The sequence below is a fragment of the Vibrio sp. 11-4(1) genome, from assembly GCF_013048625.1.
Lineage (GTDB): Bacteria > Pseudomonadota > Gammaproteobacteria > Enterobacterales > Vibrionaceae > Vibrio > Vibrio diabolicus.
The window spans coordinates 79,195-106,095 of record NZ_VHSY01000010.1; the positions used below are offsets into that span (position 1 = coordinate 79,195).

At 41.7% G+C, this 26,901-nt stretch carries 32 protein-coding genes; 20 read left to right on the forward strand and 12 right to left on the reverse strand.

The window, feature by feature from the left end; all coding sequences use genetic code 11:
* Positions 1–22: 22 nt before the first annotated feature.
* Complete coding sequence (locus tag FKN16_RS19525; RefSeq protein WP_033905404.1) at positions 23–910, reverse strand: hypothetical protein; 888 nt, start codon at positions 908–910, stop codon at positions 23–25.
* Between the two features lie 1,045 nt (positions 911–1,955).
* On the opposite strand from FKN16_RS19525, the gene FKN16_RS19530 reads away from it, so the two are divergent.
* The 3 genes from FKN16_RS19530 to FKN16_RS19540 all read left to right on the forward strand — a co-directional run bounded on the left by FKN16_RS19530 (position 1,956) and on the right by FKN16_RS19540 (position 3,875).
* The gene (locus FKN16_RS19530) at positions 1,956–2,414 is read left to right on the forward strand and encodes a hypothetical protein (protein ID WP_074190793.1); all 459 of its coding nucleotides are present in this window, start codon (positions 1,956–1,958) and stop codon (positions 2,412–2,414) included.
* On the forward strand, positions 2,414–3,043 hold the full coding sequence (locus tag FKN16_RS19535; RefSeq protein WP_033905402.1) for a tyrosine-type recombinase/integrase: 630 nt from the start codon (positions 2,414–2,416) through the stop codon (positions 3,041–3,043). Before FKN16_RS19530 ends, FKN16_RS19535 begins: the two co-directional genes overlap by 1 nt.
* Before the next feature lie 310 nt (positions 3,044–3,353).
* Complete coding sequence (locus FKN16_RS19540) at positions 3,354–3,875, forward strand: hypothetical protein (RefSeq protein ID WP_017634092.1); 522 nt, start codon at positions 3,354–3,356, stop codon at positions 3,873–3,875.
* A gap of 234 nt (positions 3,876–4,109) precedes the next feature.
* Here the strand turns inward: FKN16_RS19540 and FKN16_RS19545 are convergent, their stop codons facing one another.
* Positions 4,110–5,492, reverse strand: coding sequence for an HlyD family type I secretion periplasmic adaptor subunit (locus FKN16_RS19545; RefSeq protein WP_074190792.1), 1,383 nt, complete (start codon positions 5,490–5,492; stop codon positions 4,110–4,112).
* A 464-nt stretch (positions 5,493–5,956) separates the two neighbouring features.
* On the opposite strand from FKN16_RS19545, the gene FKN16_RS19550 reads away from it, so the two are divergent.
* Complete coding sequence (locus FKN16_RS19550; protein ID WP_017634094.1) at positions 5,957–6,166, forward strand: cold-shock protein; 210 nt, start codon at positions 5,957–5,959, stop codon at positions 6,164–6,166.
* A gap of 206 nt (positions 6,167–6,372) precedes the next feature.
* A complete protein-coding gene (locus FKN16_RS19555) occupies positions 6,373–6,522 on the forward strand; it encodes a hypothetical protein (protein WP_165615990.1) in 150 nt (49 codons plus the stop codon).
* A gap of 607 nt (positions 6,523–7,129) precedes the next feature.
* On the opposite strand, the gene FKN16_RS24610 is transcribed toward FKN16_RS19555, so the two are convergent.
* Positions 7,130–7,573: a hypothetical protein gene (locus FKN16_RS24610; RefSeq protein WP_242657431.1), complete on the reverse strand. Its 444-nt coding sequence runs from the start codon at positions 7,571–7,573 to the stop codon at positions 7,130–7,132.
* A gap of 24 nt (positions 7,574–7,597) precedes the next feature.
* Positions 7,598–8,026 (reverse strand): hypothetical protein, encoded by a 429-nt coding sequence (locus FKN16_RS19565; protein ID WP_074190791.1) that lies wholly within the window; start codon positions 8,024–8,026, stop codon positions 7,598–7,600.
* Between the two features lie 447 nt (positions 8,027–8,473).
* Here FKN16_RS19565 and FKN16_RS19570 point away from each other — a divergent pair, with 447 nt between their 5' ends.
* The 8 genes from FKN16_RS19570 to FKN16_RS19605 all read left to right on the forward strand — a co-directional run bounded on the left by FKN16_RS19570 (position 8,474) and on the right by FKN16_RS19605 (position 13,188).
* Complete coding sequence (locus FKN16_RS19570; protein ID WP_048626724.1) at positions 8,474–8,932, forward strand: hypothetical protein; 459 nt, start codon at positions 8,474–8,476, stop codon at positions 8,930–8,932.
* Positions 8,933–8,948: 16 nt separating this feature from the next.
* Positions 8,949–9,482 (forward strand): PadR family transcriptional regulator, encoded by a 534-nt coding sequence (locus FKN16_RS19575; protein WP_052484257.1) that lies wholly within the window; start codon positions 8,949–8,951, stop codon positions 9,480–9,482.
* Positions 9,479–9,667: a hypothetical protein gene (locus FKN16_RS19580; protein ID WP_074190790.1), complete on the forward strand. Its 189-nt coding sequence runs from the start codon at positions 9,479–9,481 to the stop codon at positions 9,665–9,667. The genes FKN16_RS19575 and FKN16_RS19580 overlap by 4 nt, the downstream gene beginning before the upstream one ends.
* A 144-nt stretch (positions 9,668–9,811) precedes the next feature.
* Positions 9,812–10,519, forward strand: coding sequence for a Ref family recombination enhancement nuclease (locus tag FKN16_RS19585; protein ID WP_074190789.1), 708 nt, complete (start codon positions 9,812–9,814; stop codon positions 10,517–10,519).
* Positions 10,520–10,575: 56 nt separating this feature from the next.
* The gene (locus tag FKN16_RS19590; RefSeq protein WP_074190788.1) at positions 10,576–11,208 is read left to right on the forward strand and encodes a hypothetical protein; all 633 of its coding nucleotides are present in this window, start codon (positions 10,576–10,578) and stop codon (positions 11,206–11,208) included.
* Positions 11,201–11,524, forward strand: coding sequence for a hypothetical protein (locus FKN16_RS19595; RefSeq protein WP_074190787.1), 324 nt, complete (start codon positions 11,201–11,203; stop codon positions 11,522–11,524). The genes FKN16_RS19590 and FKN16_RS19595 overlap by 8 nt, the downstream gene beginning before the upstream one ends.
* Positions 11,525–11,527: 3 nt before the next feature.
* Entirely contained in the window at positions 11,528–12,679 is a 1,152-nt protein-coding gene (locus tag FKN16_RS19600; RefSeq protein WP_042522703.1) for a hypothetical protein, read from the forward strand.
* The gene (locus FKN16_RS19605) at positions 12,676–13,188 is read left to right on the forward strand and encodes a hypothetical protein (RefSeq protein WP_083612661.1); all 513 of its coding nucleotides are present in this window, start codon (positions 12,676–12,678) and stop codon (positions 13,186–13,188) included. Before FKN16_RS19600 ends, FKN16_RS19605 begins: the two co-directional genes overlap by 4 nt.
* 80 nt (positions 13,189–13,268) lie before the next feature.
* Here FKN16_RS19605 and FKN16_RS19610 read toward each other — a convergent pair whose 3' ends face one another.
* Complete coding sequence (locus FKN16_RS19610; RefSeq protein ID WP_074190786.1) at positions 13,269–14,768, reverse strand: bifunctional diguanylate cyclase/phosphodiesterase; 1,500 nt, start codon at positions 14,766–14,768, stop codon at positions 13,269–13,271.
* 410 nt (positions 14,769–15,178) lie between these two features.
* Here FKN16_RS19610 and FKN16_RS19615 point away from each other — a divergent pair, with 410 nt between their 5' ends.
* The gene (locus FKN16_RS19615; protein ID WP_025998574.1) at positions 15,179–16,741 is read left to right on the forward strand and encodes a sensor domain-containing diguanylate cyclase; all 1,563 of its coding nucleotides are present in this window, start codon (positions 15,179–15,181) and stop codon (positions 16,739–16,741) included.
* 461 nt (positions 16,742–17,202) lie between these two features.
* On the opposite strand, the gene FKN16_RS19620 is transcribed toward FKN16_RS19615, so the two are convergent.
* Positions 17,203–17,499: a YkgJ family cysteine cluster protein gene (locus FKN16_RS19620; RefSeq protein WP_033905393.1), complete on the reverse strand. Its 297-nt coding sequence runs from the start codon at positions 17,497–17,499 to the stop codon at positions 17,203–17,205.
* A 263-nt stretch (positions 17,500–17,762) separates the two neighbouring features.
* On the opposite strand from FKN16_RS19620, the gene FKN16_RS19625 reads away from it, so the two are divergent.
* Together FKN16_RS19625 and FKN16_RS19630 are read left to right on the forward strand one after the other, a co-directional pair.
* Positions 17,763–18,008 (forward strand): type II toxin-antitoxin system CcdA family antitoxin, encoded by a 246-nt coding sequence (locus FKN16_RS19625; RefSeq protein WP_033905392.1) that lies wholly within the window; start codon positions 17,763–17,765, stop codon positions 18,006–18,008.
* Positions 18,008–18,325, forward strand: coding sequence for a CcdB family protein (locus FKN16_RS19630; RefSeq protein ID WP_074190785.1), 318 nt, complete (start codon positions 18,008–18,010; stop codon positions 18,323–18,325). Before FKN16_RS19625 ends, FKN16_RS19630 begins: the two co-directional genes overlap by 1 nt.
* Before the next feature lie 134 nt (positions 18,326–18,459).
* Here FKN16_RS19630 and FKN16_RS19635 read toward each other — a convergent pair whose 3' ends face one another.
* Positions 18,460–18,687, reverse strand: a complete 228-nt coding sequence (locus tag FKN16_RS19635) for a permease (protein WP_230623503.1) — start codon at positions 18,685–18,687, stop codon at positions 18,460–18,462.
* Between the two features lie 125 nt (positions 18,688–18,812).
* A complete protein-coding gene (locus FKN16_RS19640) occupies positions 18,813–19,991 on the reverse strand; it encodes an RNA-guided endonuclease TnpB family protein (protein ID WP_062865624.1) in 1,179 nt (392 codons plus the stop codon).
* 10 nt (positions 19,992–20,001) lie between these two features.
* On the opposite strand from FKN16_RS19640, the gene tnpA reads away from it, so the two are divergent.
* Positions 20,002–20,466: an IS200/IS605 family transposase gene (gene tnpA, locus FKN16_RS19645; RefSeq protein ID WP_228841967.1), complete on the forward strand. Its 465-nt coding sequence runs from the start codon at positions 20,002–20,004 to the stop codon at positions 20,464–20,466.
* Between the two features lie 120 nt (positions 20,467–20,586).
* Here the strand turns inward: tnpA and FKN16_RS19650 are convergent, their stop codons facing one another.
* The 3 genes from FKN16_RS19650 to FKN16_RS19660 all read right to left on the reverse strand — a co-directional run bounded on the left by FKN16_RS19650 (position 20,587) and on the right by FKN16_RS19660 (position 22,473).
* On the reverse strand, positions 20,587–21,030 hold the full coding sequence (locus tag FKN16_RS19650) for a pentapeptide repeat-containing protein (RefSeq protein WP_033905389.1): 444 nt from the start codon (positions 21,028–21,030) through the stop codon (positions 20,587–20,589).
* 57 nt (positions 21,031–21,087) lie between these two features.
* Entirely contained in the window at positions 21,088–21,480 is a 393-nt protein-coding gene (locus tag FKN16_RS19655) for a metalloregulator ArsR/SmtB family transcription factor (protein WP_033905388.1), read from the reverse strand.
* Between the two features lie 75 nt (positions 21,481–21,555).
* On the reverse strand, positions 21,556–22,473 hold the full coding sequence (locus FKN16_RS19660; RefSeq protein WP_074190784.1) for a permease: 918 nt from the start codon (positions 22,471–22,473) through the stop codon (positions 21,556–21,558).
* A 558-nt stretch (positions 22,474–23,031) separates the two neighbouring features.
* On the opposite strand from FKN16_RS19660, the gene FKN16_RS19665 reads away from it, so the two are divergent.
* Complete coding sequence (locus tag FKN16_RS19665) at positions 23,032–23,241, forward strand: hypothetical protein (protein ID WP_033905386.1); 210 nt, start codon at positions 23,032–23,034, stop codon at positions 23,239–23,241.
* Between the two features lie 225 nt (positions 23,242–23,466).
* Here the strand turns inward: FKN16_RS19665 and FKN16_RS19670 are convergent, their stop codons facing one another.
* Entirely contained in the window at positions 23,467–23,631 is a 165-nt protein-coding gene (locus FKN16_RS19670) for a hypothetical protein (RefSeq protein WP_165615989.1), read from the reverse strand.
* Between the two features lie 472 nt (positions 23,632–24,103).
* Here FKN16_RS19670 and FKN16_RS19675 point away from each other — a divergent pair, with 472 nt between their 5' ends.
* Both FKN16_RS19675 and acnA read left to right on the forward strand, forming a co-directional pair.
* Positions 24,104–24,316, forward strand: a complete 213-nt coding sequence (locus FKN16_RS19675; RefSeq protein ID WP_005378997.1) for a cold-shock protein — start codon at positions 24,104–24,106, stop codon at positions 24,314–24,316.
* Between the two features lie 244 nt (positions 24,317–24,560).
* Positions 24,561–26,901 (forward strand): aconitate hydratase AcnA (acnA, locus tag FKN16_RS19680; protein WP_170903398.1); only part of this gene is annotated, 2,341 nt, incomplete at its 3' end.

Below are 26,901 nucleotides of genomic sequence, written 5' to 3' on the forward strand. Positions count from 1 at the left end.
AACAATAATATAGCTTAAAACCTTAGTTCACTAATCCATCGAACTGCGAACGTGCTTTGCTTTCGTTCTTGCTTCTAAGCTCTTTTCTGGCTTCACGAATAGCGTCAACTTCGCTTTCTATATACATATTAGCGTTAGGGTACAGTACCGACTTAAAAGCATTTGCTTCATCGAATATCGAACGTCCCTCAGTGGTGTTGTTCGTGATTAGCACATCGTGATCTTTACAAGAGCGATGCCTAATTAGAACAAGGCCACCAGCGTTAACGTGAACCTTTTTAGCTACGCGAGAAATGCCACCATTGTTGCCATCATAGGTATGGATGATAGCTACAATGTCATTGTGTTCTTGACCGCGCTTTCTAAACTCAACGTCTGCATTGTCTTTGAAGTATTTCAATTCATTCAATGCAGTGTTTTTATTGTTAGTGAGCTGTTCTTTCTCATCTTCTGGAAGATCGTAGGAGAGTTTACGGTCGAGGTCGCGTAGGTATGCTTCAAGTCTTTTGGCTAGACGTGCGCCAGTGACTTTCTGGCTGCTAGCTGCTTTATTAATTGTGATGTTAACGCGACGGACGTTCTCAATTACGGTCGTCTCTTTAAATGAGTTAGATGAGCTGTTGAAGTATTGAGGTGCGCGCTCTAAAAGCTCTTTATTGGCTGATTTCGCGGCCTCAATATACTCAAGTAAACGAGTGGTCGGATTACCACGTTTTACTACAGCTACGATGCGTTCATTGAATAGTCCACTATCTTCCTTGCCATCTATTTGTTCGGAAAAAGTCGCGCGGTGCTTCAAGGCACGTTTTAGGCGCGCATCTGCCGTTTGTTTGTTTGCAAGTAATTGATTAAGTGTTTCTATATCAATAGCTTTTAAATCTTTAATTTCAGTATTTTTTTTATTAATCATGGTGAACGGTTGCTCCAAATTACATTGGAGGATAAAGGTTACACTCCATCCCTGAGCGTATGCGAGTAACGAAAAACCCTACCTTTATCCTTGATGCGTAGCATACCGTTTTTGTGTTCGGAATTAAATAAAAAACGAACAGAAGAACGTTATAAGTGTTGCTTTTTAAGCGGAGAAGTGATCTCGAACGAAGTTTAATACGTCATCACGATTAATAGATGAATTGCATAGTGCGTTCGGATGCGATTGGATAAGATGCATCATGCAAATGTCGGTCGCGTCATCGAGGAACGAGCTGCTAAATACATCTAGGGACAGGTCACATTTATCTAGTATTTCGATTGGAATTAATTGATTCAACGTGCAGTGCATATCTATATCTCTTAAGCCAATTGACTGGATAGCCAATACGTATATAGCTCTGATTTGGAAAGAGTTTAGGGGATTCTCGCCAGCCGAGCTTATGTTCGCGGAGTATTATGAGACTGTGATCTTTGATTGTCTAGATATGCAAAATAATGCAAACATATCGTTACTAGCAGTTAGGTTTTGAGAACGTGACCTATACCGCATAATAATTGAGGATATGTATATTTGTTCGTGTCACGTGACGCCGTAACACCGTCATTATATTGCCACAGACGGGTAATTGTCGTGGCGAGTTTCAAAAAAACCTCTTTTAGTTTCAGTTCTATACAGAACTGAAACTAAATTATTCAATGTTTTGTCGCTGGTCATTTCCTCTTAAATACACAAAATATAATAAAAACAATAACTTATACATTGTGTGGGGTTGTTTTCTAATCCTGGCGCTTTGTGTGAAAAAACCTAAATATTCCATAGGAATATTGATAAAAAATGGCTTCTTGCTGGTGGAGTTTTGAGCACTGTTGCGTTGTTTGTCAAAGGTTGATTAATCGGTCACTTTTGGAACTCTTTGTACTTTCAATGGAATCATTCCGAACAGAGTTGAAAAGGGTATTCCTTTAGAATATATTATATTCCGAGCAAACACTGGAATTTTACTAAAAAAGGATCAGCAAAAATGTTTAAAAAAAATGAATTGGTGTCGCTTTCGGATGAGTGGTCGAGCAAACGCAGTGCCATCCAAGAGCGCCACCACGACCTTATTTTTATCTCTTTGGATGAGCTAATTAATGAATGTGGAGGCCAAGAACAAGCCGCCGCCGTCATTCGCAATTTCTACGGCTTCCCTTGTGTGCAAGGCACGATCAGCAAGGCTCGAAAAGGTAATAATGCGCTAAAGATTCGCTCTCAACTTCGCTTTGCCATAAACACAATTAAAGAAGCTCAAAGCATCCAAGCACAAACCAAGATGATCAACCACTTTGGCCGCTTACCTGTTCACCACGACTTCGTGCGTGTCGATGGCGAACTAGGCTTATTCTTGGGATTTGGCTTGTTATCCCGAACCCTACAAATTCAAGTGTTCGTTGGTGGCGAGTTTAAAACGGTTAATGCTAATCACGTGGAGTTGATCTAATGGCTGCTTTCCCTGCGCGTGACTTAGACGAGTTGGAAAAAATAATCCGTTTAATGGATGACATTAACCCGCTTATCTCTATGATGATTGAAATGGAGGTTCGTACAGGTTTACGTTATTGCGACATTTCGAAGCTAAAATTCAGCGATGTGATGATAAATGGCGTGATCCGGTCGTCATTTAGCATTGTTCAATCAAAAGGTTTTAAAGGCCGTATGACCCGAGGTAAGAGCGAAAAAGCCGCTAAAGAGGCCGCTCGAATCACCATTCACGTTAATGCCGAACTGGAAGAACTGATTAAACGTATCTACTTACACAATGGGCATAATGAGTTGATGTTTCAATCTAATCACCACTTGGCCAAAAAGGGCAATGCGATCAGCATCCAGTATATCAACCGAGCGTATAAGCGCATAGCAATGGAGTTGAGATTGCCATATCAGCTATCAACACATTCGATGCGAAAAATGTACGCCATGCTCCTGCTTGAAAAGAAAGCCTCTTTGAAAGTGATTAAGGACGCGCTTGGTCACTCTAGTGTTGCCGTGACTGACCACTACTTAAGAACGTTCCACGACGAAGCGAAAGAGTACACAACAGGCATTTCATTAAAACCAAAGGCAGAATAGAGGGAGGGGAAATTATGTGTAAGGCTCTAATGAACGCGAACTTACGAGTAAACGAATTTAAACTTCGACAACAGGAACTTTCCCGAACCTCAATTCCGAATGACCTTAAACCAAAGGTAAGAGAATTAATGAAAAAAGGGTTCAGCAAAAAGGCAATCAAGCTGGTGCTTGGTTGCAGTTATGACGACCTAAAGACTATCAATCTGTCGCATTAATTAGGAATATAAGAAAACATAGTTACACTGTAACGTTATCCATTTGGCCAAGAAAGGGCAACAATGGCCAGCCAAATCCAACCGAAAGGAATTACATGTTTTGTTTATTTGAGGGTTATAGAGTGTCAGAGTGTCGTAACGCTTATGCTTATTTCGTATCTAACACAGGCTATCGATTCATCACCAAGAAAAAGACCTGTTATGCCGTTAGTGTGCCTAAGCCGGAAGGGGGCTATATTCGTCGCTCTGTCGGGTTTGTTCGCATTGGTGAAAAGAAAGGTCTACGCAAGGCAACCAAAATACGCAACCAAATCGGCAAGGAACTATGGGGGCGTTGTTGGGATCGCGTTCGTAAGCAATTCAACTTGCTGGCGCGCTTGCCGAAAAGTCTTGAACCACGGTTAACTACCATCGATGGTAAGCAATACTACGTAGCGCGGTACACCAAGTACGATGAGAACAACCAGAAGCATGAGCATTCCATTAAGGTAAGTGTGAACGCTTATGGGAAATTGGCGGCATGGACGATTGCTAAGAGAAAGTTACTCAAGGCTCACAGCGATGTAATGGACGTATTGTTACACATTGAAAAAGTTAGTAGTGTACGGTTAAAGTAATATTCTATTCATTTATAATAATTCCGAACACTAGTTCCTAATATACTAATATTCATTAGTTAGTGACAATGCGATGAGGGGGCCCATAGAGACATATATGAAAGTACGTATTCTCGGTCAAATGTTTGCGGCTACTGTAATTGTGCAACTTAGGCTTTATAAGTCCAATTTCATAAGAAGTTAAACATCTTCAATGGTAACGGGTATCACGATTTGTGAAAACAGTGTAAGTTATTAATCTGTTGTGTTTTTTGTATTTAGAATTGGCCCCATTAAGTATTCTAAAATGGTCCTCTTTCCGGTTATTATGTCAACTGATGTTGTCATTCCTGGAATGATTGGTAGATCTTTATCACCGAGATCAGTTTTATCAGTACGTATACGTACTACATAAAAGTCGTTACCTTCTTCATCCTGGATTGTGTCTGCACTAATATGTTCTAACTCCCCTTTTAAACCACCGTACTTACTAAAATCATAAGCGGTAAGCTTGACAATAACAGGTAGCTCAGGACGTAAAAATGCAATATCTTTTGGTGCTATTTTTGCCTCTATCAGTAGAGCGTCTTCGGTTGGCACAATTTCAACGATATCCATACCTGGTTGAATAACTCCACCAACTGTATTTATGCTCAACGTTTTAATTTTTCCCGTTACTGGTGAGTAAACCACGGTTCTATTGACTTTATCTTCTAAGTTAACTGTAGACTTTACCAAAGAAGATAGTTGATCTTGGGTGCTATTAAGTTTTTCTTGTTGTTCAGATCGGAATTGTAGCGCGACCTCTATTCGTTTAAGCATGAACTCTTGAATTAATGACTCTAATACGGGAATTTTAAGCTTGCTAGATGTCATTTCACGCCTGCTATCATTGGCTTGTCGTTGTAATTTAAGTAATTCAATGCGTGGAACTATACCTTCGTCAGCTAGAGGTTTGGTAATATCCAGTTCCTTTTTTGCATATTGATAACTCCTACGTAAGTTTTCTACTCGTGCTTTTATTTCAATCAAATCCTGTTGTTTCTGTATGACTTGCTGATCAATCACTGATAGCTGGTTGCGTATATTATTTAAGTTTTCTAGATACTCAGCTTTTTGACGTAGGATTAGTTCAGGTTGAGTTTCTTCTAAAAATGATGGGAACATTAGCTGGTCATAGTTTAGTGTGACATTTTGTCGCCAATCTTTAATGTCAAAGTCATTGTTAACTTGAACGCTATTTATCGAGGCTGTCAATTGTAATACAGATGCACTCAAGTTAGCGACTTGTTGTTCATGCTCACGAAAATCTGAACGAAAGAGCGTGTCATCGATGAGAATTAATGGTTGACCTTTTTCGACTAATTGACCTTCTTTTACTAAAATTTCTTTAATTAACCCACCTTCCAAGTTTTGTATAACTTGAACCTGTGAGGAAGGAATGACTTTCCCTAAACCGACAATGACTTTATCTATCTCAGAAAAAGATGCCCAACCAACCATCACAATTGAAAGACTCACCATTATCCAGAGCAACAAACGAGCACTCCTAGGACTTGTTAGGAGTAAGGCTGCGACCTTGTCATTAACAAACTCTAATTCTTCATCGTTAAGTTTGTTGTAGTTCTTTTGTTTCATGTTTGCGCTCATTTATAATAATTTAGTTTTAGTATACCAACTTTAACACCTTGAAGACTGAAACGACCTAATATGAAAAAATCAGTACGATAGACCGAGTACAGAAAACGGCCTTTTAACTCATATAGGTTGCTCTATGATTATAGTAGGATGAGAAGGAACAATGCTCCTCTTGGGTGTCAAAATGTTGCTTAAAGCATTCTATAGCGGCTCATATGGCGCGCTTTCGGGGTCTGTAACGTGCATTATTAGTATAAAAATAGAAAATAAAGCTATCTTTAATTTTTGAAACGTGTATAGTTGATTTTGCTCTGACGAAGAGTTGTTTGAAGATAAAAAATATAAAGTAAGTTTTCCAGTGTCATCCCTAGCAAGTTTTTCTCTGTATCTCCCTTAATTCTATATCCTTAAAATAATACTTATGTTCAGTGCACCTTAATTTTAATTTATATAAGGGGCATAATATGTCTAATCAAGTAATTGGTACAGTAAAGTGGTTTAATGAAGCTAAAGGCTTCGGTTTCATTTCTCAAAATAACGGCGACGACCTATTCGTTCACTTCCGCAACATCGTTGGGGATGGATTTAAAAAACTTATTGAAGGCGACAAGGTTTCTTTTACCGTAGGTAAAGGTCCTAAAGGGCTTCAAGCAGAAAATGTAACGACGTTGTAATAGTCTTACAAAACTTAGCTTCCTTATCGCTTGTAATCCAGTGGTAAGGAAGTAGTAGCTCTGATCAATAGTTGTTTCAGATAAAAAAGTATAAAGTCAGTTTTCCCAGCGTCATCCTTAATAAGTTTCTCTGTAAGCTCCCTTCATTCTATATCATAAAATAACGCATGTTCAGTACACCCTAATCATTAAGTAAGGGGCATTGTATGTCTAATAAAATCATTGATTTAATAAATGTATCTAATAATAAAAAAATCAGTAAAAAGAAAAAATCAAATAGTCAAAAATCAAAACTTGACCTACTTCAAAGAATAACAAGTGGCCAAAGTGGTGTGGTTTTGGAGGTTTTATTTTGAAGAATAATGGTAGAAAGAAAATTTGGTTTAAATTAAGAAATAAAAATAAAATTTTTGAAAGCCAAACTCATAATTAATTTTTCTTAACGTATTTTATCTTATCAATAGTAACTATTGACTCTGGAGTGGTACGTTAACGAACATCGCCAGTTTTTGAGCCATTTGCTCATCAACAAGACTATTCTAATAGCTCAATCCAAACACCATTGAAAGGCGAAATAGCTCGGTGAAGTAGTCTGCTACCTCACTACATTAACCAAATGTCAGGTAACGGATTAAGCTTTACCCGTAGTGCCTTGTGGACACCGGTAAAGAACACAGTAAAACGTTGATAATAACTGACTCATTATCCGACTAATCCTAATCTTCTTGAGCAGTTTATTCCATTTCTTGGACGAGACTGAACTTGTCCATTACTTTCTCTAAACGCTCTGTCGAAAACCTTGCTCAGATCATCAATCTTGTCGCGCCGTTTTTTCTTGTAGGCGATGTCGCAGCCGGTAATTGGCGGGTTAGTTTCTGTTCTGTAAGAAGTGAAACTAAATTGACTAGATTCCTGACGAGGCACTATTTCAGTAACTCGGCCCAACCGAACTACTGGAATAAGTTATTTAATGTTGATACCTAATCGAACTGATATGCCTAGAACGTTGGCCAGCCCGATAAGTGACGATAAAGAAGGGTTGTCGCGCGGGTGTAAGGTGTTATCCATACCTTTGGCCTTGGTAACGGTAGCTAAGGCTTCTGCAATGATCTCGGGCTCGCCAGTGCTTGCCGCTTCATCAATATAGGCTTGGATAGTCTGTTGGTTGGTTAAGTATTCGGATGGCTCTAACTCTTTTAATTGAGAGGTCACATGATCACTCTCTTTCACAATAAGACCACTCACCTGATTAACTTGCTGTATCGCGGTTTGAACGGCTTCGCCGTATGAGTCAGCTTCTCGGTCGAAATCGATACGAATATCGCTGCCAGATGCAGATACGGTGCAATCATTGGCACCAACCCCAACGAGCGCATTAGATAGCTCGCAAAGCGTGTCTGCGTTCATCTAATGGGTAAATCGTCACCATCGTTAAAACTGCTCTGCGTATTGCTTTGTCATCTTCAAAAGGTGGCTGATATTGCGTAGCTGTTGATCGTTGGTTTCTTGCGTTTGGTCATCATCCAAAATCAATGACTGGATGGTGACATCCCAATCAATGCCCTTTTTCTCGATCAAGTAAACCGCATCAGCTAGATAGGTTAAAAATTGATATTGAGAATCAATCTCTGTGTAGCTTTCCTTGGCTTTGTAAGTAATCTCATCAAAATAAGTAGAGAGTGAGTCCCAAAACTTAACACTGCTACTTGCTGTCGTTTTCATTTCATAAAGATGGCCAACACGTAGTTTGCTGTCAGTGAAAAGTCGCTTTAGCTGGTGGGCGTATGTACCTCTCTGCATTAGCAACATATCAGGGTTAATTAGTGGGTTAGTGCTGCAAAATCCGTGAATTAGATTCATTTCTTAAACTGCTCCGACTGTTTGCTTGGAGCGTAATCTAATCCCACCTTTGGATTATGGCAACACTTTTTCATTCCGAACACGTAAAATTATATCCATGTGTATTTTTTTGATATTAAGGGCTAAATTAGTTATTGCATATCCTAATTTTGATGTGGTAGTCTCATCCCGCATTCCGAACACGCTCAATCATTTATAGAAAATGACCATAAAAACGTTCAATACCAGCAAAGGCACTATTGCCCTGTCTAACCACGGAGCAACAGTATCGATGGCCATTAACCGCAACACTGGCGCGGTAGCGAACGTGTGTGAGTTGGGTGTTAGGGAGTGCAGATGAGGCGAAAGCCTTTATTGAGGGCGCAGACGAAAAAGCGATACGAAATGAAATGCCTCGCTTTTCCATGTGCGCTGATGTGGTTAAACAACTAGACAAGGCGCTGGCCAATGGCAATTCCAAAAAACCAGTTGAGCCTACTCATAGAGCTTATGGAAGCTCTACCGCTAGATGGAACGGTCTACGAAATGCCACTACAAGTAGAGTTTATCCCGCACGATGAAATCTACATCGGCTATTTCGATACGACCGTCATTGACCGCATGCAAGGGCTAGGAATTATCACGTTACTTGGGGTGCATGATGATGAGCGACAAGCTATCAAACTCAATGAGCGTGACGATTTTCTAGCAAGCTGGTCGGCGGGAGTGAGTGAGGCTCGCAATGGCTCAGATCTGCATTATGCAGACTACAACAACAACCAATATGCGTTTACTGCCGGATACGAGCACTGGCATAACCGCAACAAAAAGGCGTTAAAGGGAAGACTTACGCATTACTCAACAAGTAGAGAGTATCTATGTCATGGATTTATTGACGAGGATACGGGTGAAATTTGGCATCAATAACAAAAGGTAACTAACTATGACTTTGGGTAATCTACTTCTAGCAATTCTTGAGCAGAGAACACAAACAGGCTATGACCTAACAAACCGAACAATGCCTGAATCTGGCGCATGGCAAGCCAGCCACCAGCAAGTGTACCGCGAACTTGGTCGCATGACGGAAAAGGGTTTAGTGTCACACGAAATTGAAGCGCAAGACGGTAAACCAGACCGCAAGAATTACAGCTTAACTCAAGACGGCGAGCATGTTCTTAACCTTTTACGCAACGAATCTACATGCGATGGCCTGTCTATCATTCGTAGTCCTGCATCGGTGATGCTGGAAATCGGCAGCGAGGTTTACTTCAAGTCGTACATTGAAAAACTCAATCAAGAAATAACGCAACTTAAAGAGAAGCTGAACGCGCACCAGAAAGAGAAAGGTGTGTTCTGTGACAACTTCACACTGCATGTAGAGCGCGACATTGATATGCGCAAAGCAGAGCTTAAGTTTGCCGAACGTTCACTATCTATGATCACTTCCTCAAACATTGCTACGGAGAATGCTGCGTGAAACCTCGCAAAGCCGTTTATCTTTTAGTTGGCTCGCCAGCGCTTAAACGAGCCAAAGAGTGTTTAATTCGAAATCAGCCTTGGGACTACGAGGCCAAGCTCATGAAGATCGTCAGTTTGGGGCAACGTATGCGTAACGATGACGGCAAGCCATGCCATCGAGTTTTAATTGAGAGTTACTTCTGATAGGTACAAAAAAACCGCGAATAAACGCGGTTTTTTTGCGGCTGGCCTTAGCAAACAGTTCGAATCAGCAAATTCGAGTTACCAGCCTTTTCATGTTCCACCAGCAAATGTGAAACAAGAGCAAGCAAATAGTAGGTGTTTTTAATGGCTTTGACAATAGCAGAGAAACTTCAAAGACAACGAGAGAAGCAAAAACAATCAATGGAACGGGCGCGAGCAAAGCAAATCGCCAAAATGAACGATCCCGAGGAACGGCAGAAACGCTTCAAAAAGCAATTACAGCAGCAAGAGCGTCAGCGCCAGCGACAAATCGAGCGCTTAAATGATCCCGAATACCAGAAAAAGCAGCGTGACAAACAGCAACAGCGCATCGAGCGCCAAAAAGCGAAGCCTGTAGCGAAGAAACCGACCAAAAAGATCGCCAGTAAGGGATTGAAAGGCCGAACGCCCACGGCAGAGGAAAGGCGCATCATGGATGCCATTGGCCGCTTACCATGTATTGCGTGTTGGCTGCATGGCCGAGAGAATCCGGTGATTTCCTTGCATCATGTGTTTGGTCGTGTTGGAGAACGGGCGCATGCGTATGTATTACCCTTGTGTTGTTATCACCACGACACGCTACTAGAAGCGGAGAAGCGCGCTCAGTATTCCGATATGATACCTATCCACGCAAAAGGGAAGTACGGCTGGAAAGCGCAATGGAAGATCCACAACGGTACAGAGATAGAGCTGTTGTTTAAGGTCTATAAGCTGGCGGGATTGCCGCTTGAACTACTGGAAAATATTTACCCTAAGCATTCCGAACACCAATTAACACAAACGTCATTAACGAGGCTAAAAAAGCTTGGTTAATGGTGTTAAACTGACCAAGATTCCCCATCTTAAAAAGCGCGCTTAGAGGTCACAACATGGCACGAAAGCGCATAGCTGTACTCACTCTATCATCCGGCCAGCCACGGCTTATGCTTGCTGGTGTGGATGATGGCCAACTCCATATCATCGAATGCCAGCAATTAGAGCGCTCTTTAATGAGCCTCAAACTTACCTTGCCTAAGAAGCTAGAAAAGCTCAAAAAAGGCGGTTTTATTGTGCTGGTGGACGAGGTTACGCCCTACTTTTCGAAGTATGGGCGCGCCGTTCGCCTGTCCGAACTGGACGCAAAAGGCAGACCGATCATTGTGTCGGCAATGGAAGCCTATAACTATCTCACATCCCTAAGTGCTATCACCTACCCGCCTAACGCTGGTGGCCGCTTCGAAGTGTCGCCGTCCATCGTAGAAGAAGTACGGGGAACGGATGGTAAACCAACGTACAACATTGACTGGTCAGAACTGCGCCCTGATACCTACGCGCTCATGTTTGTGGTCTATGCAGCTACACAAGACAGTATCGGCGACACGGTAACGCTTAAGAGCTTGTTTGGCCTGTTACGTAAGCCCAAGAAAGAGCCAGGAATGGCCTCGCGCGCAATGGGATTGTTCAAGGCAAAAACGGGGCTAATCGCAGACGGTAAGTATCGTATGGGGGGTGATCATGAGTAAGTTATCCCGCCTCTCAGCAGAGAACATCGAGGACGATATTCTACGGGCGCATTTCTTTGCCATCGTCATGGAATACGTCAACCGTTCGGGCAATACCGATCTGTTTGAGTACACCATTCGACTTGATGAGGTTTATCGTGCGGATCTTGTCTCTTACAGAGCTTACGCCACGGTTGAGCTTGATTGGCTGGTAAGTCTGGTCTGTGACGTAGACGAGCCAATGAATCCGCTACCTGTTGGCGAAACCATCAAACTGCCACCAGCATCTTGGGTGCGTCGTTCCATGCGTCAATTCATGGACGAAATGGGGCTGTAACTTATGCCGAAGAAGTTTGAAGCGGAGAAACGGGATAACGGCTCATTTGCCAGCCTTGGCCTCAATGAGAGACAGTTCAACCAGCTATTCAACAAGATTGAACGGGCGCAAAAGAAAAACCGCCGCAATGCCAAGCGAACGCTGACCGCCTCAACGCTGGCCAAGCCAACTAATAAGGCATTAAAAGCGCTAGGCGAAAAGGCTAAAGGGCAACGGTTTACCAAAGAAGACCTGATCAAGTTCGACAAGGCTCGCCAGCGACACAAAGAGGTCTATGACAGTAAGACAGCGGGTATCACCTACGCCTTTTTGGTGAAGAACTCGCGTCAAATTGACATAGACCGCGCTAACAACCGTGTCGATGACGGTACGGGTATTCACAAGGCCACGTTGATCGGCATTAAGAACAATATCGTGCTTATTCGTGTCCGAGCCTCAAGCGTGTCTAGACATGAAGAACACCGAGTAAAAGTGCGTCTTGAGCAGTGGGATGAACTACTACACGAATCGCCTAATGGGGATTACAACCAAGCGGTGCAACTGGCGTGTGCTGGCCGTATTTCCTTTGATTGCGACTGCGGACGTCACCAGTATTGGTATCGATACTTGGCCACTATGGGTAACTACTGTATAGCGCCGCCTAAAGAGTTTGCATTCCCGAAAATCCGAAACCCTGAATTGTCCGGTGTGGCATGTAAACACGTCCTTAAGGCAACAACCATGCTGCAATCACTGGCATGGCAACGCATCTTGGCCAACCAAATGAAACAGCAAGCGCGCCGTGTTGGTTTTGGCTCAGATAACAAAACGTACTTGCTCAACGAGAAAGAGAAGAAAGCCGCCGCTCGCAACCGTAAAACAATGGTGGATAAGGCCGCAGCTACGCGCGAACACGCGAAATATCTACGTGCTCAGAACGCAATGGAAAAACAGATCGCCAAACAGAAACGGGAAAGCGAAACTATTAAGCGCCAAGCGCGCAAACTGCGTCAGGAGTCCAACGAGAAGAAAGGTTATATCGATATGATTAAGGTCGGCTTCCAGAACTTCCATGACGGCTACAAGCTGCAAGGAAAGACTAAGAGTGAAGCTCTGACCAACTTCGCAAAATTGATGAACGTAACACCAAGCAGATTAGAGAGAATCATCAAATGAGTGACGCAGTTAAACCTGTAGTAAGAAAGGCTCGATACCAAGGCCATGTGCCCTTTAACCGTGTTTTAAGGGATGATTGGATTAAGGCCATCAAACTATCACCTGATCACTTTGAAGCGTCCCTTTATCGCCCTGCGGATCCAGAACTGGAACCAACGGATGATAATTACCAAAGCGAGTCAGTGTTAGAGCTAGAAACCAACCAAGACACGCTTACTTATCGTGAGCCAGAGCTGGTGGCTTTATTAGCTTGTCCAGATGAGCAAGAGAACTTTTTCATGATGGACGATGGCGACGAAAACCTTGGCGAGTCCTTAGAACCGCTAATGCTGCGTATTGCTTCGCACCATGTTCCTATTGGTAGTGTACTGGAATGGGATGAAGAAAACGCCGAGGGATTACGAACCGTGTGGTGGTACGTACATAAAGCCGTTGGCTATGGCACAGTGAATGTGGGCGTGATTTATATCTGCATACCAATGCGTGATTTTAACAAATTACTTAAGTAGAAAATTCACCACATAATGCAGCACCACCTTTAATGGCTAGGGTGCTCCCTGCAAAAGAGCAGAGAGGGGAATACAACATCTTAATATATAACATTTGCGATGTTATTTAATTTTCTATCCAATAAAGCAATGGGGATTGGACAACTTAAATAGAACCCTTGAACTAGCTCACAATCTAACTCTTCTAGAACACACAACTGTTCAAGGGTCTCTACCCCTTCAGCAACGACTTGAATACCAAATCCCTTTGCGATGTTGACGATGCCGGAAGTGATCGCTCTTGAGCGATAATCAATAGCGATGTTTTTAATGAAGCTTCGATCTATTTTTATTTCATCGACATCCAACTTGTTGAATATTGCAAATGAGGTATAGCCAACACCGAAGTCATCAATAGAGAACTTTACACCAGATTTCTTGAGTTCTCTGACTAGACTTGCGCATTGATCAACATCGTTTAACGTTGCTGTCTCTGTGATTTCCAAGCAGAGGTATTGTGCAAAATCAAGATCTTTTTTTAAGTAATTTTCGATACGATGCATATCTTCAATGCTATTTAGCTCAGTAGCAGAAAGGTTCACTGATACCTCTTGAATGGCTCGTCCTAGAAGCTGAGTTTCTCTAAGTTGCTTTGATGCTTGCTTGAGGACTAGTTCTGTTAGAGCGCTGCAGAGATTGTTCTCTTCTGCCAGTGTGATAAATACTGCAGGAGATATATCTCCATATTCGGGGTGTTTCCATCGAGAGAGCACTTCAACTCCAGCGACTCTCTTATCTTTAAGGCAATACTTTGGTTGAAAAACAATCTGTATTTGGTTTTCTCGTATTGCGTTACGTAAGTCTGAAGTCATCTGCTGTCTCTGGAGCTCATGTTTAGCGAGCTCTTTGTCGTGGTAGCAGACAGTATTTTTCGTGATTTTTGCTTGAGCAAGTGCATATTTAGCTGACGACATGAGCTGTTTTACACTTTCCCCATCAAATGGATAAAGCGCAACACCAATGGAGCATGTCAAATCAATACCATGACGTTTTGAGTTCTGCTTAAACTGCCTTTGAATAAGTGCTAAGTGCATATCAACTTGACTTTCGCTTTCCATACGAATCAAACAAGCAAATCCATCAGAATGCACCCTTGAAGAGAAAAGTGGAGAAACGGTAGAAGAGTTAATCGATTGTGCGATATCTTTTAGAAACAGATTACTCTTTACAAAACCGATTCGGTCGGAAACGGGCTTAAAATTGTCTATATCGAGAAGAAATAAAACATAATGTTCATCCTTTTTTGTATTACGAAACTTTTGTTCCAAATAGCGAAAAAAGACGTAGGGGCTATGTAAACCGGTTACATAGTCAATGTCATTGGCTCGTTCAATATACCTGTTGTTCTTTTTTATCAGCCCCCATAGCAAGAAAGAGGTGATCACAACAAATAGCATTCCTTTTAGTGACTGAACCGAGGTGTATACTTGTTGATTGTTAGATAGGAGCTCTACCGCTTTGTCTGAGAACAATACCCACATTGACGCGAATGCAAAGTAGGACAAAACGATCTTAGCGGAGCTGAGAAAGTTTTTTTTCATATAAACCACAAAATACTCGTGTACTGCCCAAGGTTAAGAGCATACTTAAATAAGTAAACTATCACCACATTGCATATCAAGCTAGCAATATATCAATTAGATTTTCAAAACAACATATTAAACACATGCTTTTACGGATTAAGTTGACGTTTCGTCGTAACAAGAACCTCTAATTGCCCCCATCCTAATATTGTTCAGGTCTAGAGCTTAGTTGCTGTATGTTTACCATCTATGTTGCTTATATGAGTTTCAAGAAATATATAAGCTAATAAGGAAGTTGCATATCAAACATGGCTGAACTGTCAAATCTGTTCAAACTGGATTTAATCGATTTACAGTTACGAGTAGAATCACTTTTAATAGACCAATGGATGACTTAATTTATGGAATACCTGGGTGAATCAAAGCGGCTGAGAGATAAGTTAAATTTAAGACAACTGATACTATTTTTAAGCATCTTTAGTATGATGGTCACCCTTCTAAACGCTTTTTACTCCATATATCATGTTCAACGTGAACTAACTGTCACTAACACCATTGAATCCAATCGTGTTTATGCTGAAAAAATGGCCAGAATGACGGACACTTTCATTGAATCAGCACTATCACAATTGGAGTACAGCGCACTTATGCTTAGAAGCAAGGTGCGAGATACAGATGAGTTGCAACAAGAAGTGGATCGGTTGAGGCTCCAAACCAATGCCTTTAACTCTGTAGTCATCGTCAATGCGAAGGGAATTATTGTTGCCGTTTCACCTGAAGCAATACAAGTGAAAGGTGTCCAATTAACAAGTGAAAGTTCGCTACAATCATTGAAAGCTAAGTCTCCAATCGTGACTGATCCCTTCGTATCTCCTGCAGGTAATTATCTGATAAGTATTTCCCACCCTATTTTCTCCGAACAAAAAGAGTATTTAGGATATGTCAGTGGCTCTATTTATCTCGATAAGAAGAACATGTTAATGAGCATACTTGGGCAACATAGCTATAGAGATGGGTCATACCTCTACGTTGTGGATAAGAATCAGACATTGATCTATCACCCTGATCGGCAAAGAGTGGGAGAAGTCATTGTTAATAATGACGCGATAAATGATGTTATTCAGGGAAATAAAGGTGGTAAAGCCATCATTAACTCCAAGGGTATTGATATGCTTACTGGGTACGCACCAGTTAATGCTTCAGGTTGGGGGATAGTTGCACAGAAATCAGAAGGCTTAACTTTTTCTGTACTTAACGACCAAATGTGGGATGTGCTTGTAGAAACTTTTCCAATTGGAGCCATCACGCTTTTAGTTATTTGGATATCTGCGGCTTTTATCTCAAAACCGTTGTGGCAGCTAGCTAATGTAGTCAAAAGCTTTGAAAACCGTACTTCTGCTATACGAGACTTAAATGAAGTTAAACCTTGGTATTTTGAAGCTTCACATCTAAAGTGTTCATTTCTCAGCGCATTCAACATTGTATCCAACACCATTGACCAACTGCATATCGATACTTTAACGGATTCAATGACTGGGCTGTTAAACCGTCGAGGTTTAGATAAAGCCATTGATAACTTGCGTATACAAAACACTCCATTTTCTGTGCTCGCTCTGGATGTTGACTATTTCAAAAAAGTCAATGATACCTTTGGCCATGATGCCGGTGATGCCTTACTTGTCAGTGTGGCAAATATTATCAAGGCTCAGGCGAGAGAGATGGATATTGTCTGCCGCTCTGGCGGAGAGGAGTTTATGGTCTTTTTAGTTAAAACTGACATACGTCAAGCTGAATACGTTGCTGAGAGAATCCGAAAAGCCATTGATTCAAACGAGTTTGATGTTGTAGGTCACGTGACTATTTCTATCGGCATGTCTCAATGGTTTGCAGAAAGAGAACCGATCAACGCTATTCTTAAAGGTGCTGATGATGCGCTTTACCAGGCAAAACATAACGGTAGAAATAGAACTGAGGTGCATAAGGTCAACTGACTCGATCAATTTAATGTGTCATTTACTTTAGGTTCGTTGTAACTTAATTCAGACTTAGCGAACATATAAAGTTCACAACTTCAAGATACCTTTACTCTTAAAATTCAAGTGTATTAGGTTGAGCTGTCTCATAAGAATTTTTTTGTCAAGTCAAGCAAGCGAAACTTGTTACCAAGCTTCGTCTATCTCGTAATCCAACATGTAAGTAGTCTCGATGTAAAAAACATAATCTTTTACAGGTTAGCTCATTTCTCGCTCCTCAAGTTGCGAGTAGTAAGAAATGCTATCTGCTTCTAAAGCTTTATTTTACTGGATTGAGCTCGAACCCAATTTTAAGAGTAAGTAACGTAATATTGCAGCACCTTAATTATAAACATCAAACGCATATTGAAATTGCCGCGTGTGCCGAATCATTCTTGAGCGATTAATTTTACGAACAAAACAAACCTTAGCAATATGATTTATATGAACTTATCTCGCTCATCCAAACATTCATCTGAAGCCATTTCAAACTCGCGACATATCCAAGGACGATTTTCATAAATTTTGCACATTAAGCTATCTCTATCTAAAGCAGCACACCAACCATCACTTAGACGCAGCATTGCCTCACTACCATACTGATCACGTTTGATGAATTGTTCTGGTACTCCCGTATCAGAAATGATCATTACTTCAAGCCGACAACAGCATGCTTTACAGTTAGAACAAGATATATTTGAGGAATAAGCTGGTGTAGAAAAGGTGGGTATGTTCATAAGTAGCTACATTTTGATTAATTACACATAATACCGTAATTTAGTACAAACTACCTTACTTCTGATGTTCGCTACCTTGTGGATCATAATGCCCTGTAAAGGTATCAACCACGCTAATACCTTAGTTAAACAATTGTGTCATAAACACTAAACTGGCTTGGAGTGAAAGCGCCAAGTGTTACGAAGCCATCTCGAACAGTTTGTTATATGCTTGTATTGCACCTATAATTTATGCGCACACACAATACGCACAGGTTACTATCATGAGAAACGCATATAGTACGCAAGCACCAAAGAAAGCTACAAACTTAAGCTTAAACAGTGAGTTACTTGCGGAGGCTAAACGCTTAAATATAAACCTTTCGGCAACAATGGAAAAGGCACTTGAAAAAGAAGTACGTCAACGCCTTAAAGCTGAATGGTTAAAGCAAAATTCTGAGGCCATTAATGCTTGTAACGAGCTAACTGAAAATCACGGACTATTTTCTGATTCTTACCGAGTATTCTAATGTCACAATTCTCGCTATACAAAAACAACGATAAAAACACTGCAACCGCATATCCATACTTTGTTGACGTTCAAAGTGGATTGCTGGATACATTGAACACTCGGTTAGTTATTCCGTTGACGCCTATTGAGCTGTTAGAGAAAAAAGCACCCACTCATCTATGCCCCATAATCCATATTGATGAAGGTGACTTCGTAATTCTGACGCATCAAATGGCAAGTGTACCAACCAAAATTCTAAGAGAACCTGTAAGCAATCTAAGCACTTTTAGAGACGAGATCATCTCTGCTATCGACTTTCTTATTACGGGCATATAACGCCAGCCACGCAATCACGACACTTAACTTGGACGCCGTAAACACTAAACTTGACCCAAACTAAAAATGCCAAGCGTGGGGAATCACTCTTAAATGCTTTCATTTCTATCCCCTAAAATTGCCAGAATGGTAAGTTAAATATCCACCCCATAACAGTAAACGCTGTTAGCAGTAGACCAAAAAGAAATCCCAGTAAGCCGCCATTGTATCACTTGTTTCAGCATGACAAATTCAGGGATACTCGCAGCGACAGTGCTCATACAAAACGCTAATGTCGTACTAATGGGAAGACCATTTCTCAGTAGACTCTCCATGATAGGAATCACCCCCGTCGCATTAGAATACAGAGGGATACCAATCAATACTGAAACTGGAACCGACCACCACTGACCTGCGCCTAATTGACATCCTCCCCTAGCTGATTCGCTAGGGGATTCCCATTACATGGGCGCACGCTAAATTGCTTTAGGTGCAAGTTCCTGATTCATCAAGCGGCTAACGCCGACTCTCCACAGGCTAACAAGCGGTGTCCCCGCTCTAAAATATTTAATGCGCCAACAATATCTGCATTGTTGGTGTAACCACACTTAATACACTCAAAATGAGATTGAGTTTTACGGTTATCTTTCGATACATGACTGCAACAAGGGCAGGTTTGGCTTGTGTATTGCGCTGGCACAGCGACAACTAAACCACCATTCCATAATTGCTTGTACTCTAGTTGTCTTCTGAACTCATACCAACCCTGATCAAGTATTGATTTGTTCAGCCCTGACTTAGCTTTCACGTTTTTACCGTGCTTTTCTGCATTGCCTTTTGCTGACTTAGACATGTTTGATACACGTAAGTCCTCAATCACTATCATCGCGTGGTTCTTGCTGATTTGATGTGAGGCTTTATGTAAGTAGTCCTTGCGACAATTCGCAATGAGAGTGTGTAGCTTTTGAATTTTGGCTTTCTGTTTCTGCCAGTTAGCAGAAAACTTAACCTTTCTTGATAGCTTGCGCTGTTCGACAGCTAAGCGCTTTTCATGCTTACGGAATGCGTTAAGCGGTTTTAGATATGAGCCGTCTGACAATGTGACTAACTTGGCAACACCCATATCAATACCAACGGCAGAGCTAGAGGTATGCTTAGGTTCATCAATTTCTTGCTCAACTTGGAACGAGATATACCAGTGACCAGACTTAAAACTAACAGTACAGTTCTTAATGTTGCCTTGTACTTCTTGTGATTTGCGAAACTTCAGCCAGCCAAGCTTGCTCGGTAGCTTTACACGCTTACCATCTAGTTCGCAGTATTTGTTGAAGTTAACAAAGCGCACTGAATCTTGGTTTTTGCCTTTATTTTTAAATCTAGGCTTATCAGCAGCTAATGACTTGTCGAAGCATCGCATCCAAGCCGTATGAAGGTCTTTGAGCTTTTGCTGTAGATTGTCAGTGTATGCCTCTTTGAGCCAAGCAAGATCGTCTTCTTTCTTCCATTGCGTGAGTTGCTTACACAGTTCAGCGTAGTTCGGGATCTTCTCGCCAGAGTCCAACTTGTTTAAGCAGTGGCGCAAGCCTTGATTCCACACAAATCGAGCATGACCGCAAAGCACAGCAAGTCTAGCCGCTTGGGTAGCGGTAGGTTCTAACCGAAATTTGTATGCTTTGCGTATTAACATGACAATCAGTGTGAATCTTGATAATATATTTATATTATCAACTTACATACAAAAGACAATATCAGTGTGCGATAATTTTAATAAGGGTAGGCATAGTTGTTATTCACTGCATTTACATATCGTTTTCGTGACAAAATACAGAAAGAAAGTGTTTGGAGATTTGCATCTACAAAGTCTTGAGGCGACTTTCAGGGAGCTTTGTTTGGGCTTTGATGCGGAGCTAAAGGAATTTAACGGAGAGCCTGACCATGTTCATTTGCTAATATCAACATCTCCGAATACACCTAGCGTTGCAAAATTGGTGAACTCGTTAAAAGCAACCAGTTCACGCAGGATTCGCAGGGAATTTAATGATGTAGCAGGAGCGTTTGGTAAGAATGTGCTTTGGAGTCGGTCTTACTTTGCTGGAACATGTGGAGGTGCGCCACTAACTGTTATTCGTCAGTACATCGAGCAACAGGATAGACCGCATTAAGGCGCTATCGCACCTTTGGCTATTCCCCTCCCTGCTCTTTCGCAGGGAGCACCCTAGCCATTAAAGGTGGTACTACTATGCGGAACACATCCATAGGTAACTCGATGATCAGAGTAACTTTTATGTGGTGAAGCACTGCTGGTTTGGGTTACGTAGTTCAATGATGGTATTACTTTGATCAACACGGTTAAATGCCTCATCACTTATATTTGCGTGATCAAAATCAGTACGAAATAGATCCGCACGATACAAATCGACCTTACTCATTTGTGCATAACTCATGTCTGCGTTTCTCAAATCCGCATCGCGGAACGTTGCGTTGTTCAGGTTAGCGTGACTGAAATTGGCATAAGTAATGTCAGCCTCATTCATATTCGTACCTGATAAATTGGCGCCACTGAAGTTGGTGCGGGTGAGATTGGCGCAACGCAAATCAGCATTTTTAATTGTACGATTGCTTAGGTCGGCATTACATAATTGTGCACGCTCACCGCCTTGCTTGTCTAACCACAGTTTGTGTTGCTCAAGAACTGAATCAAGCTCTTGTTGAGTGTATGTATTCATACTTCACACCTCTATTCTCATAGGGGATACCAATATTAGGCCCCCCTTTATCTTGATTTAGCTAATCTTGCTGTGCCATATCTCGCTATCTGGGCCAATAACACATTCGCCGTCTACTCTCATTGATAACCGAATAAGACAGCGTTTGGCCACTTCCTTGAAATCGTCTTCGGGTAAATGTCTTACCGAGTCGACCAAGGCTTGACAATGCGGGGCGGTTTGCTCTTTTAAAGTGTAGAAAACCCATTTCCCCTTTTTCTCGTGGTTCAGGAGGCCAGCTTTGTAAAGTATTTTAAGATTACGAGATACGTTGTATTGAGTTTCACCAATGATGTCCATTGCTTCAGCTACTGCCATGCATTCATCAACATGCAGGAACAACCAGAACAATCGCAATCGATTTGGTTCTGATAAGGCTTTTAACGAATCAATGTATTTTTCATCCATCATGGTTTTACCCTTTCAACTGATTGGCGCCACTCTCGATGAGTGGCGCGAGTTTTATATTGTTCAGAGTAACCGATTTTACACAACGTATTGGAAGATAGCGCCCCCAATGATCGCTGTCGTTAAGACTATCCCTACAAACGCGATTACTGCTTTTCTTTTTAGAACTGCAGATACTAACGCGATTTCAGGCAAACTGGCACCTGTACCGCCAATAATTAGTGCCAATGCGGCCCCTAAGCCCATTCCTTTAGCTATTAACACGTTAAGTAGCGGGATCGCCATCTCGATACGTAGGTAAAGCGGGATACCAATAAATGAAGCCACCACGATAGATTGGAAGCTATCACCACCCACATATTTATCTACTAAGTCCGCTGGTAGGTAAACCGCAGAGAATCCGCTGATCGCTGCACCTAACAATACGTATGGGATTATTCGTTTGAATAAAGACCAAGCTCCAGCCATTGCATTGCGCGGTCTTGAGGTAGAAGAAAGTGCTGCGCCACAAGTAGAAGTGTTGCTGCCGCATCCTTTACTTTTGTTGTCTTCTAATTCATCGGCACGCTTGATTTCATTTTTCCAAGGCGACTTGGAGATCACGTAGCCACCCAATACCGCAGCGGTGAACGTCACCAAGAAGTACACCACAGTGATCTTTAATCCGAAAGTGGCATACACCATCGCTAATACAATGAAGTTACACAATGGTGCAGAAATAATGAAGCTCATTACTGTACCCAAGGATGCGCCCATTGATGCCATTGCCATGGTTACAGGAACAACCGCAGCACTACAAAATGGGGTTAACATGCCAAACAGTGTACCCAAAAGGGTTCCCCATTTATCGTGTTTGGTCAGCGCTGATTGGAGTTTTTTTTGGGGGATGTATTCGCGCATGATGCCGGTTAAAAGTGACACGATGGCGATGATAAGAACTAAGCCTTTCGCTACATAAAAGAACTCGTTGAACGCAATAAGTAATTTAGTATCCAAAATTGTAATCTCTAGCAAGTAAAAAGAGATTTTGGATAATATACACGCATGCACGATTGTGCAAGTGTGTATATTATTTTATTAGTCGTTAGAGATCGATAGGCTTGCTTATGACCTATAGTTTATTGTCGAAAGATATTTATTAAGTATTGGAAAAAGTATGGGCGTTTCAGATCACGGCATGCTCAATATTTGCCCATAGAAAGACCTTGTCTTCAATAGATAATCCCTAAACACAGTCTACACCAACGACATGTCTGGACAGGGCATCATATCTTGAAGAGAGCGGCATTGAGTTGTTAAAACAATGGTGGGCGATGACAAATGTCAGTCATAGTGCGCGTTGGTATGTGGATTTGGAGAGTACAGCGAGAGTCGATCAGCATCATAATATTGAAAGGCGGAGAAGTAGACTTTGCGTTCATATTTCTTGATAATCAGCTGCTTGGTTAGTCAGTTTGATCCCAGAAGGCGAAGTTAGTTAGAACGCTCAAGCATGAAAAAGTGCTATATTGAATACATCACATCTTCACGCCCCCCCACAAAAGGAATTATACTATGCCGACCTACCAGGTCACTTACTTCAACGCGAAACACGCCGTAATGGATAGCGAATCTATATTCATGAAAAGTCTAACCAACGCAAAGCGTTCCGCAGAGCATCATGCACCAGAGGGTACTGACCAAATTGAAATCAAAGATTTAATGGATAAAGTTCTGACTCGATTGATGCTTGAACAAGGCTGGGTTGATAACATCGAAGACTGATATTGCCGAGCAATCACGGTTCGTTTGGAGTGTCATCAATAAATACACAGGCTTGCTTAGTTTTTCGTACTAGCCTTTGACAAAATTTAATTTGTTTGTCTGTCAAAGCTTGTTCACGGTTGAGTTGGTCGAGTAAACCTGAAAGCATGTCTCTTTCCAAGTTACTCAGTTTTTCAGAATGCATGAGGAGTGTCGTATTGATAAGTTCAGAGAGGTTTCTTGAACTCACAATCCCCATTCCTTATTCCACTTCTTTTGTTCCTCAATATCTTCTGTTCGTTTGCGGACATCCTTTCTCTTAAGCTCTTCTGGTATCCATTTAATCCTTTTTCCTTTCGGATTAAGACCAAGTTGTTTCTGCTTTTGTGTCGGGTTAGGTAATTTGCTCACATATAATCCTATTTTGATGGTTGACTGAATTTCGCACCGCATCCACGTTGGCTATGAAATAAACAATGATACTACACAAGTCAGCATAAAATAGACAAAAGTGAGTAGCACTAGTTAAATTAGCATTGTAAGTATCGCAAAAACTAGCTAGTTGCAACTTCGGCTATTTGCTCGCAGTCGGCATAAAGTCGTTTTTTGTTAGCGAATGCATTGGAAACTTACTAATGCTTTTTAAAATCATAACCTTACAGCCAAATTAAAATATGACCGAAGACTAAACTAACTATTTTCAATTTAAGACTTATACTTAAAGTAGCTCCGCGAATTTGAGTTATTTTTTCATTATAAAACAAGTTTCCTTTCACAGTTATTTTCGAAATTTTTCGTTTAACTTCTGCGACAGCCCTCTTGAGTGACTATGAAATAGCTCTAGTTACCAGAGCCTTAACCTATAGGATTAGTCGAGGTATATATGTCTGACAGAGAAACTGGATCAGTAAAATGGTTTAACGAGAATAAAGGCTTTGGATTTATCACCAAAGATAGTGATGGCAAGGATATTTTTGTCCATTTCCGTTCGATTTCGTCTGATGGGTTTAAGACCCTGTTGGAAGGGCAAAAAGTAAGTTTTGAAGTTGAACCAGGTGAGAAAGGACCGCACGCAACAAACGTGGCTCTCATCTAGATACGGCTGAAGGCATAGCAATCAAAAGCTTTGCCTTCATTTTTTGTCTAGTTATTGTTTGATGGTAAAAGTCCATTCCAACTTCTTCCTTCTTTTCGAAATTCAACTCTGGTCCTTTCAGGTTATAGATTTTCAGCTGATCAAAGCTATTTGGATATGGGAAATATAAAAGTGTCCCAGAAAACAGTCTATGACAAGGAGGTGCCTTTTATAAAGGTCAACCATCATTGAAAGGAAACAAATCATGATACCCACCAACGAGAAAACATGGCGCCAAACATATCTAAGTTCACTGAATTTAAAAGGTACAGAATACAGATACTGGTCATTAAAAAAACTTGCCCAAGATTATCAAGTAAACCTGTCCAAAATTCCCGTAACTAAACGTCTGCTTATTGAAAATGTAATGCGACAAACCTCTGATTTAAAAGAGTCATCTCAAATTATTGAAGCATTGCTCTTTAAAAATAAGGCTCTCGACTCAGAGAGCAACGGTAATTCATCAGAATTAAGTTTCTATCCTAGTAGAGTACTGATGCAGGACTATACTGGGATACCTGCTTTAGTCGATTTAGCCGCAATAAGAGATGCAGTAGCTCAAGAAGGCGGAGATCCGAGTTATGTAACGCCTAAATGTCCGGTTGATCTTGTCATAGACCATTCGTTAATTGTTTATCAATCAGGTTCAGAATCTTCGATACAAACAAATCGCGCACATGAAATGGCACGAAATAGAGAGCGTTATACATTTCTAAAATGGGCACAAAAGAACTTCCGTAACTTGACAGTGATCCCTCCCGGTAAGGGGATATGCCATCAAGTTAATCTGGAATATCTATCTCAAGTTGTGCGCGAAGACGAAAAAAGAGTGTTAACACCAGACACGGTAATAGGAACCGATAGCCACACCACTATGATAAACGGGTTAGGCGTGTTGGGTTGGGGAGTGGGAGGCATAGAAGCCGAAGCTGCAATGCTTGGTCAGCCACTAAATATCGCTATCCCACGAGTTGTCGGAGTACGTCTTGATGGGCAATTGCGTCCCGGTGTGACTGCGACCGATTTGGTTTTGACGATCACAGAAAGGTTAAGGTCTCATGGCGTGGTTGGTAAGTTCGTTGAGTACTATGGTGACGGCTTAGCAACTCTATCGGTGGCAGACCGAGCAACGCTTGCCAATATGGCACCAGAGTATGGAGCCACTTGCGGATTTTTCCCAATTGATGAAAATACTATCGCCTATTTAACCCTGACAAACCGCCCTTCTTCACTGATTGATAGAGTGCGGGCGTACGCTCTAGAGCAAGATCTATGGTGGGATACAAACCGCCCTTCACCAGAGTATGACGAAAATGTTGTAGTCGATTTATCTGCTATCGGTACCTCAATAGCAGGGCCCAAACGACCTCAAGACAGACTTAATATCAGCGCCATTAAGCAAGCGACTCTTGACCAATGTGCTATTGAAGGTGCCGCAAACTCAAGCCAGCCAGGCTCATCCAGACCCTTACATAATGGTGATGTCGTCATTGCAGCTATCACCTCGTGCACTAACACGTCAAACCCCGCTGTTATGCTGACTGCGGGTTTGGTGGCTAAGGCAGCAGTTAAAAAAGGGTTAACCATTCCTAGCTACGTCAAAACTTCTCTCGCCCCCGGTTCATTAGCTGTCGCTCGATATCTCAATGATACGGGTTTGCAAGACTACCTCGACCTATTGGGATTTCATCGAGTTGGATACGGTTGCACAACATGCATTGGTAACTCTGGCCCATTAAAAAACAATCTTGAAACTGAGATCTTGGAAAACAGCCTGAATGTATCGGCGGTATTATCAGGTAATCGCAACTTTGAAGGTAGAGTACACCCCTCTGTTAGCCTAAACTGGCTTGCCTCGCCACCTTTAGTCGTCGCATTTGCGTTAGCGGGTACGACCTGTATTGACTTAGAAATAGACCCAATTGCGCTCAATACTAACAACGAGCCCGTCTATCTAAAAGATCTGTGGCCAAGCCAAGCCATGCTAGATGAAATGCTAAATCAAGTCCATGAGAGCCACTTTAGATTGAGTTACAGCGACATTACTGAAGGTGATGAAGAGTGGGAGCAATTGTCAATGAAAGATAGCCCCTGCTACCCTTGGGACGAAGGCTCCACTTACATACAACGCCCTCCTTTTTTGGAAGTACCACCGCCGACTTTTCCTGTTGAATCAGCGCGTGTATTAGCCATTTTGGGGGATTCAATTACGACCGACCATATTTCACCAGCAGGCCGCATTTCAGAGCATAGTCCGGCGGGTCAATATCTACTTTCAAAAAACATCACACCCGAAGAGTTTAATAGTTATGGTTCACGCCGAGGAAATCATCACATCATGGTTCGTGGGACTTTTTCAAATGTACGTTTGGAAAACAAAATCGCCTTACCGACGATAGGCGGTGTCACGCGATGTTATGGCGATACCAAACTGGATGACTGTAACATGTCAACCACTGAGAAAGCGCCTCCCATCATTCCTATTTACGACGCCAGCAGGAGGTCAATCGAACTTAACGTTCCGTTGGTAATATTTGCTGGCAAAG

Excerpts from the sequence above, each read along its gene's own strand:
- FKN16_RS19525 (WP_033905404.1), bottom strand. The coding sequence starts at position 910 with ATGATTAATAAAAAAAATACTGAAATTAAAGATTTAAAAGCTATTGAT.
- FKN16_RS19530 (WP_074190793.1), top strand. The coding sequence starts at position 1,956 with ATGTTTAAAAAAAATGAATTGGTGTCGCTTTCGGATGAGTGGTCGAGC.
- FKN16_RS19535 (WP_033905402.1), top strand. The coding sequence starts at position 2,414 with ATGGCTGCTTTCCCTGCGCGTGACTTAGACGAGTTGGAAAAAATAATC.
- FKN16_RS19540 (WP_017634092.1), top strand. The coding sequence starts at position 3,354 with ATGTTTTGTTTATTTGAGGGTTATAGAGTGTCAGAGTGTCGTAACGCT.
- FKN16_RS19545 (WP_074190792.1), bottom strand. The coding sequence starts at position 5,492 with ATGAAACAAAAGAACTACAACAAACTTAACGATGAAGAATTAGAGTTT.
- FKN16_RS19550 (WP_017634094.1), top strand. The coding sequence starts at position 5,957 with ATGTCTAATCAAGTAATTGGTACAGTAAAGTGGTTTAATGAAGCTAAA.
- FKN16_RS19555 (WP_165615990.1), top strand. The coding sequence starts at position 6,373 with ATGTCTAATAAAATCATTGATTTAATAAATGTATCTAATAATAAAAAA.
- FKN16_RS24610 (WP_242657431.1), bottom strand. The coding sequence starts at position 7,573 with ATGAACGCAGACACGCTTTGCGAGCTATCTAATGCGCTCGTTGGGGTT.
- FKN16_RS19565 (WP_074190791.1), bottom strand. The coding sequence starts at position 8,026 with ATGAATCTAATTCACGGATTTTGCAGCACTAACCCACTAATTAACCCT.
- FKN16_RS19570 (WP_048626724.1), top strand. The coding sequence starts at position 8,474 with ATGGCAATTCCAAAAAACCAGTTGAGCCTACTCATAGAGCTTATGGAA.
- FKN16_RS19575 (WP_052484257.1), top strand. The coding sequence starts at position 8,949 with ATGACTTTGGGTAATCTACTTCTAGCAATTCTTGAGCAGAGAACACAA.
- FKN16_RS19585 (WP_074190789.1), top strand. The coding sequence starts at position 9,812 with ATGGCTTTGACAATAGCAGAGAAACTTCAAAGACAACGAGAGAAGCAA.
- FKN16_RS19590 (WP_074190788.1), top strand. The coding sequence starts at position 10,576 with ATGGCACGAAAGCGCATAGCTGTACTCACTCTATCATCCGGCCAGCCA.
- FKN16_RS19595 (WP_074190787.1), top strand. The coding sequence starts at position 11,201 with ATGAGTAAGTTATCCCGCCTCTCAGCAGAGAACATCGAGGACGATATT.
- FKN16_RS19600 (WP_042522703.1), top strand. The coding sequence starts at position 11,528 with ATGCCGAAGAAGTTTGAAGCGGAGAAACGGGATAACGGCTCATTTGCC.
- FKN16_RS19605 (WP_083612661.1), top strand. The coding sequence starts at position 12,676 with ATGAGTGACGCAGTTAAACCTGTAGTAAGAAAGGCTCGATACCAAGGC.
- FKN16_RS19610 (WP_074190786.1), bottom strand. The coding sequence starts at position 14,768 with ATGAAAAAAAACTTTCTCAGCTCCGCTAAGATCGTTTTGTCCTACTTT.
- FKN16_RS19620 (WP_033905393.1), bottom strand. The coding sequence starts at position 17,499 with ATGAACATACCCACCTTTTCTACACCAGCTTATTCCTCAAATATATCT.
- FKN16_RS19625 (WP_033905392.1), top strand. The coding sequence starts at position 17,763 with ATGAGAAACGCATATAGTACGCAAGCACCAAAGAAAGCTACAAACTTA.
- FKN16_RS19630 (WP_074190785.1), top strand. The coding sequence starts at position 18,008 with ATGTCACAATTCTCGCTATACAAAAACAACGATAAAAACACTGCAACC.
- FKN16_RS19640 (WP_062865624.1), bottom strand. The coding sequence starts at position 19,991 with ATGTTAATACGCAAAGCATACAAATTTCGGTTAGAACCTACCGCTACC.
- FKN16_RS19650 (WP_033905389.1), bottom strand. The coding sequence starts at position 21,030 with ATGAATACATACACTCAACAAGAGCTTGATTCAGTTCTTGAGCAACAC.
- FKN16_RS19655 (WP_033905388.1), bottom strand. The coding sequence starts at position 21,480 with ATGATGGATGAAAAATACATTGATTCGTTAAAAGCCTTATCAGAACCA.
- FKN16_RS19665 (WP_033905386.1), top strand. The coding sequence starts at position 23,032 with ATGCCGACCTACCAGGTCACTTACTTCAACGCGAAACACGCCGTAATG.
- FKN16_RS19675 (WP_005378997.1), top strand. The coding sequence starts at position 24,104 with ATGTCTGACAGAGAAACTGGATCAGTAAAATGGTTTAACGAGAATAAA.